Consider the following 12,737-nt stretch of genomic DNA (forward strand, 5'->3'; position numbering starts at 1 on the left):
TTCTTCGGCGGTCGGCATGTTCTGCTTTTAGTTTTTTTATGCATATAATTATTTAATAAATATATTTTTTATAAATTTTAATTTCTCTTAAAATTTTTTTAAAAACTTTTATTTTTTAAAGTAATAACGAATATTATGTAAATATAAAGATAGTTTTGTTCATAATCGGTTTAACTCAATTAGTCGAATATTTTAAGGATATAAGAATGTTAGCATTAGTTACAGGTGCCTCTGCGGGCTTTGGTTATAGTATTTCAAAAAAACTGATTGAATTAGGCTACAAAGTTATTGGCTGTGGAAGACGGGCAGAAAAATTAAAAGAATTACAGCAAGAACTTGGTGAAAAGTTCTATCCCTTAGTATTTGACATGACAGATACCGTAGAAAATATAAATAAAGCCTTGGTTGACTTACCAGCCGAATTTCAAATCAGTGAAATTGATTTATTGGTTAATAATGCTGGATTGGCCTTAGGGTTAGAATCAGCAGATAAATCAGATTTAGATGATTGGTACACTATGATTGATACCAATGTTAAGGGGCTTATTACTATTACCCGACTAATTTTGCCAAGCATGGTAAAGAAAAAGTCTGGCTTAATTATCAATATGGGGTCAATTGCAGGTACATACCCATATCCGGGGGGTAACGTTTACGGTGCAACCAAAGCATTTGTGGAGCAATTTAGTTTAAACCTTCGAGCTGATCTAGCAGGTACGGGTATTCGAGTAACTAACATTGAGCCAGGGCTTTGTGGGGGTACAGAGTTTTCTTTGGTACGTTTTAAAGGTGACCAAGAGAAAGTGAACAGTCTTTATGATAAAAAGAATCCAATCTTGCCAGAAGATATTGCAAATACGGTAGCTTGGGTTGCTTCACAACCTCCGCACATTAATATTAATCGTATTGAAATGATGCCGACCACTCAGTCTTTTAATCCTTTAAAAGTGGTTGAAATGGAATAATGATTTAAGAAAGGAATATTTTTTCAAACTTAGATTAGATCATTAAGCCAAGTAAATGGTTTAAGCATGAAAATTAAATCCTCTATCTTGATAGGGGATTTTTTATAACTATTAATAAAATTATGGCAAAAAAAAGCCCGCTTTAATGCTGCGGGCTTTTTAGTATTTGGCTCTCCCACCTGGGCTCGAACCAGGGACCTGCGGATTAACAGTCCGTCGCTCTACCGACTGAGCTATGGGAGAATCTGCATGCGATTATAAGGAGATTTTGAGAAGGGTCAAGTCTAAATTGTCATGTTTACTTCATTTTTGTGTTGTATGCTTTTTATTTGATCAGTTGGGTGCTGTGTTAAGAAATTACTTGAACTTTAAAAAGTCAATTGCTAGATTCAAGAAAGAACAAGCGTTTGGAGAAATCCAAACAGTGTGGATTTAAACCAACTTGCCAGCACTAAAATGGCTAAATCGGAGATAAGTATGAAAACACTTACGATTGCTTCTATTTTTTCTAATTTTGATTTTTATCAACAAAATTATCTTAATGTCTTAACTCAATCAGAATCTTATTACACACCTGTAGAAGATGCATGGATTGATGCTTATCCTTTCAAAAAACAGAATTTATATTTAGGCGATTTACTGCAGCTTTGGTTTAGTTCTAAATGGAATGTGCATAATTCACTTAAAATTTTAAAAAGCTCGAAATTATTAAACTCCTCTAAATCTCTATATATTTTTCAATTGGAAGGGGAGTTATTGTTGGGTAAAAATAAAGTATTAGCTTGGTCTACTGAGCATCAAGAAATTATAGAACTTCAACTTAAAAATATTTGGGCACCTTATGTGATTGCGCAAACTTGTGAACGTCCAAATAATCAAGATTACTCAACAAAAAAGGCAGCGGTTTAAGGCTGCCTTTAATCATTAGGGACGAATAATCATGCAGGTTGCTGTTGCATAGGCATACAGTTTACCTTCCTCATCAATAATCTTTCCTTCGGAAATACCTAAATTTTTACTTAAATTAATGACTTTGCCTGTCGCAATTAAAGGATGGTTCTTTGGAATCGGGCGGCACATTTTCACGTTAAGGTCGATTGTGCCATAGCCTACACCCGCAGGTAACATCGTATGTACTGCACAGCCAGTTACCGAATCTAGGACGGTGGCAGCAAAACCACCATGCACTCCACCGAGTGGATTTAGATGGTTATGATCAGCTTGGGCTTTAAAAGTAACAGATCCTTCCGAGATTTCAGTAGGTTGCATAGGTATGGTTTTGCTAATGCTTGCAGGAGGAATATGGCCTTCTATCATGGCTTGTAAAAATTCAAGACCAGTCATTTCCATCGGATTTTTCATTTTTTGAGTCCTTTAATTCTTTAAGTTCTAAAATGGAACTTGATGTTAAATTAGGCGTTAAAATATATATTGTCAAGTACAAGAAATATAGGCCACTTTATAGTTTATGAACTTGTAAATTTTGGTTGAGCAGAATATTTTATAACTCTAAAAATATAAACTTCTTATGGAAAATAATAATGAACGGTCAGTGTTTATGTGGTGAAACAACTTTTGAAGTTGAATTAAAAAATCATGATGTACATGCTTGCCATTGCTCGATGTGTCGTAGGCAAACCAGTGGTGTCATTATGACAATTGATGTGGTCAAAGGTAGTTTAAAGTTTATTCAGCAAAAGCATCTTAGTGTATTTAACTCTTCTGACTGGGGAGAACGAGGTTTTTGTAATGCTTGTGGAACAACAATTTTTTGGAGAATGAAAGATCAAAGCTACTGCAACATCAATGCATTTTCTTTAAATGAGCCAGTAGAAGACTTGAATTTGGATATGGAAATTTTTATTGATTCAAAACCCGATTTTTATACTTTTCAAAATGATACAAAGAAATTGACCGAGGCTCAGGTTGCTGCGTTATTTAACCTATAATAATTTTAATTATAAAAAAGGGCCTCAATTTTGAGGCCCTTTTAATTTTTACAGATTATTTCGCAGCTTTTTCAGCTTCGATTGAAGCGATAGCAGCATCCACACCTTCAATTGAGTCAGCAGCTTTTTTGATACGTGCTAACGCATCAACAAGTACTTCGTCAGCTGTTGCATATGAAATACGCATAAAACCGCCTAAACCAAATGCATCACCAGGTACTACTGCTACGCCAGTTTCTTCTAATAACCATTCAGAGAACTCTGTGCAAGATTTTAAGCCTTTTGCACGAATAAGAGGACGAATGTTTGCATAGGCATAGAAAGCGCCATCAGCAGGTAAGCAAGAGATACCTTTGATGTCATTTAAGCCGTTTACAACTAAGTCATGACGGCGTTTAAACGCTTCGATCATCGGTTGTAAAACGTCTTGTGGACCATTCAATGCAGCTTCAGCAGCAACTTGCGAAATAGAAGTTGGGTTAGAAGTTGACTGTGATTGGATCTTTTTCATTGCACCAATGATTTTTGCTGGGCCGGCTGCATAGCCAATACGCCAACCAGTCATTGCATATGCTTTAGATACACCATTTAAAACAATCGTGCGGTCATATAAATCTGGAGCAACTGTTGCGATGTTGTAGAACTCATCTTCCCAACGAATTGGTTCATACATATCGTCAGATGCAACAAATACTTGTGGGTGGCGACGTAGAACTTCAGCTAAAGCTTCTAATTCAGCTTTGCTATAAATCATACCAGTCGGGTTAGAAGGGCTGTTTAATACAACTAAACGAGTATTAGGTGTAATAGCAGCTTCTAATTGTTCAGGAGTGATTTTGAAACGTTGGTCTTCACCACATTTCACAATGACTGGAGTACCTTCAGCAATAATAACCATATCTGGATAGCTTACCCAGAAAGGTGCTGGAATGATAACTTCATCGCCTTTGTTTAATAGAGCAAGTGCCAAGTTAAAAAAGCTTTGCTTACCACCACATGAAACCAAAATCTGATTCGCTTGATAATCAAGATTATTATCACGCTTAAATTTAGCAATAATTGCTTTTTTTAATCCAGGAGTACCATCTACAGCCGTATATTTGGTGAAACCATTATTAATCGCTTCAATTGCAGCATCTTTGATGTGTTGCGGGGTATCAAAGTCTGGTTCGCCAGCACCTAAACCAATCACGTTCTTGCCAGCAGCTTTAAGTTCAGCAGCTTTGTTGGTTACAGCAAGTGTAGGGGACGGTTTGATAGCATTGACACGATCAGAAAGACGTACGTCCACGGCAATATTCCTCTTATGGGATTAAAAAATAAAAAGCATACTATCTTATCGCAAAAATTAAGTAATTTGCGGATGTGGGTATTTTTAGATGTAAAAAAGTTTGATTTAAGAAAGATCTTGTCTCTGTTTTATTCAATTGAAGCTTTTTTGGAAAGAAATGATAAAAATCATTTATAATAAGTCGCAATCGAAATTTCGAGAATGAATCATGACTGAGCAACAGCCAAAACAGAAAAAGGCTTTGGTGAAATTGCCATTCCCAATGCCGAATGAAAGCAATCAAGCCGACGATGCGGTACACAACCAAGTACGTCCTAAACCAGAGCAATACGCAGATAGAACGTGGATGCCTCCACGTGGTACGCGTCGTTCTATGGGAAAACGCTAATTTTGAAAAACAGGCAATATGCCTGTTTTTTTATTGATTGAGTAAAATCTCCTGATAATAACTTTTTTTCTTTTGATACATGTGATGGTCCGCTCGCTTTAACATGTCCTCAATTTGTTCATTTGTTTGAGTGGTTGCATGTCCAATTGCGATGCTAATTGGGTGACTTGAATAATATTGATTGTCGATATTGAAAAGTTCCTGAATGGTTTGAAGCATAATAAGAACATTCGCCTCATCTGCCCCCGGCATTAAAATCACGAATTCATCGCCACCTATTCTAGAAGCCGTATAGGGCGTATTTAAAATGGCCTGACTTAAAATATTTCCAACGCGACGCAATAAACCATCCCCAATATCATGACCAAACTGATCATTGGTTTCTTTTAATCCATTCATATCTAAGAAAATTGAAGAAACAGGGCGAATAATGCTTCGATTTAAACGATTCAGTTCTTCTGTAAAAAAAGCGCGGTTATATAGTTTGGTAAGAACATCGTGTTGTCCTAAATATTCAAGGTAGTTTTCCGCTTTTTTTCGCGCTGTAATATCGGTAAGTGCAACTTGTACAAGTCCCCAAGTCTCTTCGTATCCAGGAAAAACGGTAAATTGAAGCAAGACATTTCTTATTTGGCCATCTAAAGCGTAGTTAATGGCTTCACGTTTATGATGAATATTACCTTGCCATAATTCGATGAGTTGCTCGCGAAATGTTTCAATCATCTCTTCAGCAAAAACCTTATGTGTATTTCTGAAAAGTGTGGATTTATCAGGGGCCTTAAATAAATCGAGAGTTGCCTGATTAACATCTAAAATCAGAATATCTTCTACACATTGGCGGACAAATTCAGGATGAACATCTAGAAAAGTTCTAAAATCTTCAATTCCCAATAGCCTAAGTTGATCAATTCTATTTTTTATACGGCTGAAATCTTCGACCCACAGAGACGTGGGTGAGTAGATAAACATGGATTCAGCCAAGCGACGATTTTTTTCTTCTTCACGAAGCGCATTTTGATAAGGCGTAATGTCTTCGGTAGTAATTAATACACGTTCAAAAGTCGATTCAGAACCAGGTAAAATTGAGCCTCTTAACTGAACATCAATACGTTTGCCCGATAAAGTGTAATTTACAGTCGTACTTGAAAAATGGGTTTTACCATTCCATAGTTCTTGTAATTCATTAATATGTGATTCAAACATCTCTTTTTTAAAAATAAGATTTAAACTCGAATATAGTTCTTCGTGAGTTTTTGCTTCAAAGAGTTCTAAGGTTTTCTGATTTACACGAACAATTTTAATTTTATGGGCACATTCAATAATTAAATTTTTATTTTGGCTTAAAAATTCATGGAGGTTTTCAATACCTTGATTTCTCCATAGGTCAAATTGTTGTTTAACTTCACTGAAATCCTCAATCCACATTGGAATTGGGCTAAGGTCAAAAATTGAAGAATCTAAAGTTTCCATATGTTTCTTTAAGTATTCAGTTTGCCTTAAAGTATAATGAGAAAAATTAAGATTTGGGAATATAAAGGACTTAAATTTATTAGAATAATTAAAAATAAGAAAATTAAATGTAAGTAAAAATAAAATAATGAGAAAGCAGATATTATCTGCTTAGCTCATAAGTTTATTAGAGAAATTAACGATTAATAGGGTGGTCAATATTCTTTTCACCACGCCATAATTTGATAAAGTCTTGCTCGTCAAAATCATAAAGTTCCATGAGTGCAACGACTGCGCTCACAAAAATCATGGCACCCTCAGAGTTGCCGTGCAGGTCAAAAATTTTACCATTGAGCTTACCTAAAATATCGCTAAGTTCATGATCGCGGCCTCGGCCATAACGATCCCGAGGGTATAGCTCTTCATTTAAAACAATAAGAGCAATCGCTTTTTCAGCAGCCGATAAATCTGTTTTATCTAAGGCTTCTTCAAAAGATTCACTTCCATGATTAAAGTAAAAAATTACTTCATCATTAATGAAACTTTTTACCATCTTTTGAGTTAAGGTTGGAAATTGTGAAACTGCATTATCTTCAACATACGGTTTAAAAGATTCTGGAAAGATAACGTTGTGATCAATATCTTTAAAGAGTGGTGCAATTTCAGAGACTTTATAACCTGCAATGCCACAACCTAAAGCAGTGACAAAATATTTCATTTTAGGATGGTTTTTTGCATATATCTTAAAATCTTCAACGTAGTGCTCAATTTGTGAAAGAGGCATTTGTTGGATATGTTCATTTAAAGTTGGAATTGCAAAGCTTTGACCAGCCCAGCCGCGCCCCACACCTTCAACTGCTCCGAAGTGTTGACTGGCAACGCGTGCTGCGCCGCTACCGTGCTGTCCAGCAAGGTTACTACCAAATACAAAAACTGTATCTTCTGGAAGTTCGGTTACAATACTTTCATCATGATATTGATAGGTCATGGTTATGCTTTTTATTTAATGGATAGCTTCATGTTGCAACTGATTATGGTATTGGTCAAGTGTTAAGATGCTTAATCTTTTACATTGAATTTCCAACTCCATTTGCACTTTAAATTAAGATAAAAATCCCCATTAAAAGGGGAGACGTCAAATTCAATTTTTTCATAAAGAGAGATAACTTTGAACGAAAATCAACCTTTTGATTTGGTCACTCATTATCAGCCAGCAGGTGATCAGCCACAAGCAATTGAAAAGCTGGTCAATGGTATCGAGCATGGTTTTCGTAATCAGTTATTGCTAGGGGTAACTGGCTCAGGTAAGACCTATACCATGGCAAATGTGATCGCTCAAACACAGCGTCCTACAATTGTGATGGCCCATAACAAAACTTTGGCTGCCCAACTTTATGGTGAGTTTAAATCTTTCTTCCCTAATAATGCGGTTGAATATTTTGTAAGTTATTACGATTACTACCAGCCAGAGGCTTACGTTCCATCTTCGGATACGTTCATCGAAAAAGATGCAGCTATTAATGATCACATTGACCAGATGCGATTATCTGCAACACGAGCTTTATTAGAACGTCGCGATGCAATTATTGTGGCATCGGTGTCTGCAATTTATGGTTTGGGTGATCCAAATGCTTATATGCAAATGTTGCTGCATGTGGTCGAGGGTGACCGAGTAAGCCGTGATGAAATCATCCGTCGTTTGGTTGAAATGCAATATACGCGTAATGAACTTGAATTCTTACGTGGTACATATCGAATTCGCGGTGAAATTATTGATATTTTCCCAGCAGAATCTGATCAACATGCCATTCGCATTGAACTATTTGATGATGAGGTCGACTCAATCCGTTGGTTTGACCCGCTAACTGGTAAAATGGTTCGTAAAGTTTCTCGGGTAACGATCTATCCGAAAAGCCACTATGTAACACCAAAAGATCATTTAACCCGTGCCATCGATACAATTAAGGATGAATTACAAGATCAACTTAAATTCTTCCGTGAACATGACAAATTGCTCGAAGCACAGCGTATTGAGCAACGGACACGTTACGATCTGGAAATGATGCAACAGCTGGGTTATACCAATGGTATCGAAAACTACTCACGTCATTTGTCTGGGCGCCCATCTGGTGAAGCTCCGCCGACTTTATTCGACTATATTCCAGAAGATGCTTTACTGATTATTGATGAATCACACGTTACCGTTCCACAAATTGGAGCGATGTACAAAGGTGACCGATCGCGTAAAGAAAACTTAGTAAACTATGGCTTCCGTTTACCAAGTGCGCTTGATAACCGTCCAATGAAGTTTGAAGAGTGGGAACGTATTGTACCGACCACCATTTTTGTAAGTGCAACACCTGCTAAATATGAATTAGAAAAGTCAGATCAAATCGTTGAACAGGTGGTACGTCCAACAGGTCTCATTGACCCTGAAATTGAGATTCGTCCTGTCTTAACCCAAGTGGATGATGTTCTTTCTGAAATTAATATTCGTAAGAATTTGAATGAAAGGGTATTAATTACGACTTTAACGAAGCGTATGGCAGAAGATCTGACTTCATATTTAAAAGAATATGGCGTTAAGGTGGCTTATCTCCACTCAGATATTGATACGGTTGAACGTGTCAAAATTATTCATGAATTACGTACAGGCGTATTCGATGTTTTAGTCGGTATTAACCTGCTACGTGAAGGTCTGGATATGCCAGAAGTTTCTTTGGTTGCCATTTTAGATGCAGATAAAGAAGGCTTTTTACGTTCGGAACGTTCTCTTATTCAGACAATCGGTCGTGCTGCGCGTAATGTAAAAGGTAAAGCAATTTTATATGCTGACCGAATTACTGACTCTATGCAAAAAGCAATAGATGAAACTGATCGCCGTAGAGCCAAGCAAATTGAATTTAATGAGTTGCATGGTATTACGCCGCGGAGTGCGGTTCGTCAGGCTGTCAAAGAAATTGACTCGGGTGAGGTACTTTCAGACGACGAGATTGATGAAAAAGTACTTGAACAAGCACAAGCATTGAGTGCCGATGAAAGACATATTCTTTCAGACCCTAAATTGTTTAGTAAACATATTACTAAGCTTGAAAAAGATATGTTGAAGGCCTCGAAAGATTTACAGTTTGAGCAAGCAGCGCGGATACGTGATGAAATTCTTCGATTAAAAGCGCAGATGTTGCAATAAATGAATACATAACGCTACATAATGTGTTTAAAAAACAAGCTACTGTAGATATTTGAGTTCTTTTGTATTCACAACTAATCGTTGAGGGCAACAATGGCATTTCGAAATAATGTTCCGCAAGCCAGTTGGCGTTTGGCTAAAATTGCGTTAGGCGGTGTCGTTTTGGCTGGTTTAGCTGTTGGAACCTATGTCTATGCTCAGCCGAAACCCTTGCAAACTGTTTATAAAGTTGAACTGGACCGATATTTAGGTGTTTGGTATGAAGTCGCCCGTAAGCCTGCATTTTTCCAAAAAAAATGTGCTTATAACGTATCTGCAACTTACACCTTAAATGAAAATGGAAATGTGGTTGTAGATAATCGCTGCTATGACAATAGAAAACAATTACAGCAATCTATTGGTGAAGCCTTCGTGGTTAACCCGCCATATAACAGCAAATTGAAGGTGAGTTTCTTACCGGAAGCTGTGCGATGGATTCCAGTTATTCGCGGAGATTACTGGATTTTAAAAATAGATGAAGACTATCAAACTGTTTTAGTAGGAGAACCTTCTCGTAAATATCTTTGGGTATTATCAAGAACTCCTCATCCTGAACAAGAAGTGGTGGATGAATATCTAAATTATGCAAAAACATTGGGTTTTGATATTCGCGATATTATCCGTACAGAACATAAAGAATAAATGTAAATGTCTGATTAAGAAAAAACCATGTTTTCACATGGTTTTTTCTTTTTTATAGTGGATAAATCAAGTATTGTGGTGAGCTGTTTTTAATAAAGTCTAAGAGGGTGGTGATGTTTAAGGGCGTGAGCTTGTCTGTCATGGCATCTGTCACTTTTGGTGTACTTTATTTTTATACTCAATTGTTAGGCCAGCTTGATAGTGAACAAACTTTCGGATGGCGGATTATTGCAACAATCCCATTTCTAACTTTGTTTATGTGGTGGAGTGGCGATTTAGCGTATATCAAAAATATCTACCAGCGTATTTTGGCTAAGCCATCTTTATTATTGTTGTTAATCACAACCTCCGTTTTAACTTCAGTCCAACTTTGGCTGTTTTTATGGGGGCCTATGCATGGGCGAGGCCTACAAGTATCTTTAGGATATTTTCTATTGCCGCTTGTTTTAGTATTGGCTGGAAGTGTGCTATATGGCGAAAAAATATCAAAATTTCAATGGGTCGCAATTATTCTTGCTGTCATTGGTGTGGGCCATGAAATCTGGCGTTTAGGAAGCATTGCTTGGGAAACTGCATTGGTTGCGGTTGGTTATTCTGCCTACTTTTTATTGCGTAAAAAAATTAAAACAGACAATTTAGGCGGCTTTTGGTGGGACTTAGTCATTATTTTGCCGATTGCGATTTATTTAACTCATACAGGTTTACTCCCTTATAGCAAATTTATAGATCAACCGAGCCTTGCTTTGATCATTATTGGGCTTGGAATTTTAAGTGCTATTGGTTTGGGAAGTTATATTCTGGCAAGTCGCTTTTTACCTTTAGTTGTGTTTGGACTTTTAGGATATCTGGAACCAGTTTTGCTTGCTTTAGCTTCTCTAGTTTTAGGGGAGAGTATTGGCCAAGAAGAATGGTTTACTTATATTCCGATCTGGTGTGCAGTATTTGTACTCGTTTTAGAAGGCGCAGTTCACCTTTATCAACAACGTCAAAAAGCCAAAAATTTGCAGCTAAACGTCGCAAAATATCAAAAAAGATTAAAAAATGATGCTCATGATTAGAGCATCAGAATCTAAAAAGTAAGAAAAAGCAAAAATTTAGCTGCTTTAAACAATAAGATAATAAAAAATAATTATAGGTATTTTATGAATTTATGATGAATTTTAGGAAAATCTAGCCACTAACGTCAGCTTTTGATTCATTCTTGTCGATAATTCCATTACAATTACGGGGTTTAAAAAATCACGCCTAGATATAATTAATTAGAGGACGTATCTGTGAGCAAAGACACTATCATCGCCCTGCATGCTGAACACCAAGGCCGTTGGAAAAACCGTGAAGAAATCGCGGAACGTATGATTGCCGTAATCGGTCAATTATACCGTGAAAAAAATATTGTCGTATCTGTTTACGGTCGCTCTTTAATTAACCGTTCTGTTATTCAAATTTTGAAAACTCACCGTCGTACACGTGTTGTAGATGTTGAGCTTTCTGTTGTAAATACATTTCCAATTTTAGAAGCTTTAGCAAAAGTTGAAAACATTGGTTCTGCAGAAGTTGATATCGGTAAACTTGCAGTTGAATATAAAGAAAAAGGCGGTGATGTTGACGCTTTTGTTGCTCAAGCAGTTGAGTCAATTAAAGGTAGTGCAACTTCTGAACAGCCTAAAGATGTAGTTCTTTATGGTTTTGGTCGTATTGGCCGTATCTTGGCTCGTTTAATCATTAGCCAATCAGGTTTAGGTCGTGGCCTAAGCCTTAAAGCAATCGTTGTGCGTAAATCTTCTGATGGCGATTTAGCAAAACGTGCTTCTTTACTTCGTCGTGACTCTATTCATGGCACTTTCGCTGGTACAATCGCTGTTGATGAAGAAAACGAAGCAATCATTGCTAACGGTAACTTCATTAAAGTGATTTATGCATCAAGCCCAAGTGAAGTTGACTATACTGAATACGGTATTCAAAACGCGCTTTTAATCGATAACACTGGTAAATGGCGTGATGCTGAAGGTCTGAGCCAACACTTGAAATGCCCAGGCGTTGCACGTGTTGTATTGACTGCACCAAGTAAAGGCGAAATGAAAAACGTTGTATTTGGCGTAAACAACACAGATATCTTAGATGAAGACAAAATCATCTCTGCTGCAAGTTGTACAACAAATGCAATTACTCCAATTCTTAAAGTATTGGATGACAAATATAAAGTTCTTAACGGTCACGTTGAAACTGTTCACTCATTTACAAATGACCAGAACTTAATTGATAACTACCATAAAGCAGATCGTCGTGGTCGTGCAGCTACATTGAACATGGTTATTACTGAAACTGGTGCTGCTAAAGCTGTTGCTAAAGCATTACCTGCATTGAAAGGTAAGTTAACTGGTAACTCTGTACGTGTTCCTACGCCAAACGTATCTCTTGCTATCTTGAACTTAACGCTTGATAAAGAAGTTGATCGTGAAGAAGTGAACGAATACATTCGTCAAATTTCGATTAACTCTAGCCTTCAAGGTCAAATTGGTTATACCAACTCGACTGAAGTTGTATCGAGTGACTTTATCGGTTCTCGTACTGCTGGTGTGTATGATGCTCAAGCAACGATTACTTCTGGTAACCGTTTAACTGCTTATGTTTGGTACGATAACGAAGTTGGTTATAGCTGTCAGGTATTACGTATCGCTGAACAAATGTGCGGCGTAAGTTACAAAAAAATTCCAGCAGAATTGAATGCTTAAGATCATTTAACGATCTATAAAAGATTTTCACAAAAAGACCCAGTTTAGACTGGGTTTTTTTACAACCGTACAAAATATATGCTGACTATTTT

The 12,737-nt window shown here is 36.9% G+C and carries 12 protein-coding genes, 1 tRNA gene and 1 pseudogene; 9 read left to right on the forward strand and 5 right to left on the reverse strand.

Annotated elements, in window-relative coordinates; translation table 11 throughout:
* Positions 1-206: 206 nt before the first annotated feature.
* Positions 207-965, forward strand: coding sequence for an SDR family oxidoreductase (locus QLG01_RS16720; RefSeq protein ID WP_282496974.1), 759 nt, complete (start codon positions 207-209; stop codon positions 963-965).
* Between the two features lie 167 nt (positions 966-1,132).
* On the opposite strand, the gene QLG01_RS16725 is transcribed toward QLG01_RS16720, so the two are convergent.
* Positions 1,133-1,208 (reverse strand) — tRNA-Asn (locus tag QLG01_RS16725).
* A 46-nt stretch (positions 1,209-1,254) separates the two neighbouring features.
* Between QLG01_RS16725 and QLG01_RS16730 the strand changes: the two genes are divergently transcribed.
* Together QLG01_RS16730 and QLG01_RS16735 are read left to right on the forward strand one after the other, a co-directional pair.
* Entirely contained in the window at positions 1,255-1,401 is a 147-nt protein-coding gene (locus QLG01_RS16730) for a hypothetical protein (protein ID WP_282497029.1), read from the forward strand.
* A 41-nt stretch (positions 1,402-1,442) separates the two neighbouring features.
* A complete protein-coding gene (locus QLG01_RS16735; RefSeq protein ID WP_282496975.1) occupies positions 1,443-1,874 on the forward strand; it encodes a hypothetical protein in 432 nt (143 codons plus the stop codon).
* A 15-nt stretch (positions 1,875-1,889) separates the two neighbouring features.
* On the opposite strand, the gene QLG01_RS16740 is transcribed toward QLG01_RS16735, so the two are convergent.
* Positions 1,890-2,327 (reverse strand): PaaI family thioesterase, encoded by a 438-nt coding sequence (locus tag QLG01_RS16740; protein ID WP_016146110.1) that lies wholly within the window; start codon positions 2,325-2,327, stop codon positions 1,890-1,892.
* Between the two features lie 179 nt (positions 2,328-2,506).
* On the opposite strand from QLG01_RS16740, the gene QLG01_RS16745 reads away from it, so the two are divergent.
* Positions 2,507-2,914: a GFA family protein gene (locus QLG01_RS16745; RefSeq protein ID WP_282496976.1), complete on the forward strand. Its 408-nt coding sequence runs from the start codon at positions 2,507-2,509 to the stop codon at positions 2,912-2,914.
* A 55-nt stretch (positions 2,915-2,969) separates the two neighbouring features.
* On the opposite strand, the gene QLG01_RS16750 is transcribed toward QLG01_RS16745, so the two are convergent.
* Positions 2,970-4,205: a pyridoxal phosphate-dependent aminotransferase gene (locus QLG01_RS16750; RefSeq protein ID WP_002118408.1), complete on the reverse strand. Its 1,236-nt coding sequence runs from the start codon at positions 4,203-4,205 to the stop codon at positions 2,970-2,972.
* A 208-nt stretch (positions 4,206-4,413) separates the two neighbouring features.
* Here QLG01_RS16750 and QLG01_RS16755 point away from each other — a divergent pair, with 208 nt between their 5' ends.
* Positions 4,414-4,593 carry a hypothetical protein gene (locus tag QLG01_RS16755; RefSeq protein ID WP_002118942.1) on the forward strand — a complete coding sequence of 60 codons (180 nt, stop codon included), beginning with the start codon at positions 4,414-4,416 and terminating at the stop codon, positions 4,591-4,593.
* Here QLG01_RS16755 and QLG01_RS16760 read toward each other — a convergent pair.
* Positions 4,577-6,063: pseudogene (locus QLG01_RS16760) on the reverse strand (sensor domain-containing diguanylate cyclase). The gene QLG01_RS16755 and the pseudogene QLG01_RS16760 overlap by 17 nt on opposite strands.
* Before the next feature lie 175 nt (positions 6,064-6,238).
* Positions 6,239-7,030, reverse strand: a complete 792-nt coding sequence (locus QLG01_RS16765) for a hypothetical protein (protein ID WP_004790757.1) — start codon at positions 7,028-7,030, stop codon at positions 6,239-6,241.
* 180 nt (positions 7,031-7,210) lie between these two features.
* Here QLG01_RS16765 and uvrB point away from each other — a divergent pair, with 180 nt between their 5' ends.
* The 4 genes from uvrB to QLG01_RS16785 all read left to right on the forward strand — a co-directional run bounded on the left by uvrB (position 7,211) and on the right by QLG01_RS16785 (position 12,645).
* On the forward strand, positions 7,211-9,232 hold the full coding sequence (uvrB, locus tag QLG01_RS16770; RefSeq protein ID WP_174740113.1) for an excinuclease ABC subunit UvrB: 2,022 nt from the start codon (positions 7,211-7,213) through the stop codon (positions 9,230-9,232).
* Between the two features lie 93 nt (positions 9,233-9,325).
* On the forward strand, positions 9,326-9,913 hold the full coding sequence (locus QLG01_RS16775; protein WP_005307444.1) for a lipocalin family protein: 588 nt from the start codon (positions 9,326-9,328) through the stop codon (positions 9,911-9,913).
* Between the two features lie 110 nt (positions 9,914-10,023).
* Positions 10,024-10,971, forward strand: coding sequence for an EamA family transporter RarD (gene rarD / locus QLG01_RS16780; protein WP_081402201.1), 948 nt, complete (start codon positions 10,024-10,026; stop codon positions 10,969-10,971).
* A 216-nt stretch (positions 10,972-11,187) separates the two neighbouring features.
* A complete protein-coding gene (locus QLG01_RS16785; RefSeq protein WP_004790760.1) occupies positions 11,188-12,645 on the forward strand; it encodes a glyceraldehyde-3-phosphate dehydrogenase in 1,458 nt (485 codons plus the stop codon).
* The last annotated feature ends 92 nt before the right edge of the window (positions 12,646-12,737 follow it).

The sequence above is a fragment of the Acinetobacter sp. V89_4 genome (assembly GCF_029967875.1).
In the GTDB taxonomy this organism is placed as follows: domain Bacteria; phylum Pseudomonadota; class Gammaproteobacteria; order Pseudomonadales; family Moraxellaceae; genus Acinetobacter; species Acinetobacter oleivorans.

Excerpts from the sequence above, each read along its gene's own strand:
- QLG01_RS16720 (WP_282496974.1), top strand. The coding sequence starts at position 207 with ATGTTAGCATTAGTTACAGGTGCCTCTGCGGGCTTTGGTTATAGTATT.
- QLG01_RS16735 (WP_282496975.1), top strand. The coding sequence starts at position 1,443 with ATGAAAACACTTACGATTGCTTCTATTTTTTCTAATTTTGATTTTTAT.
- QLG01_RS16740 (WP_016146110.1), bottom strand. The coding sequence starts at position 2,327 with ATGAAAAATCCGATGGAAATGACTGGTCTTGAATTTTTACAAGCCATG.
- QLG01_RS16745 (WP_282496976.1), top strand. The coding sequence starts at position 2,507 with ATGAACGGTCAGTGTTTATGTGGTGAAACAACTTTTGAAGTTGAATTA.
- QLG01_RS16755 (WP_002118942.1), top strand. The coding sequence starts at position 4,414 with ATGACTGAGCAACAGCCAAAACAGAAAAAGGCTTTGGTGAAATTGCCA.
- QLG01_RS16765 (WP_004790757.1), bottom strand. The coding sequence starts at position 7,030 with ATGACCTATCAATATCATGATGAAAGTATTGTAACCGAACTTCCAGAA.
- QLG01_RS16775 (WP_005307444.1), top strand. The coding sequence starts at position 9,326 with ATGGCATTTCGAAATAATGTTCCGCAAGCCAGTTGGCGTTTGGCTAAA.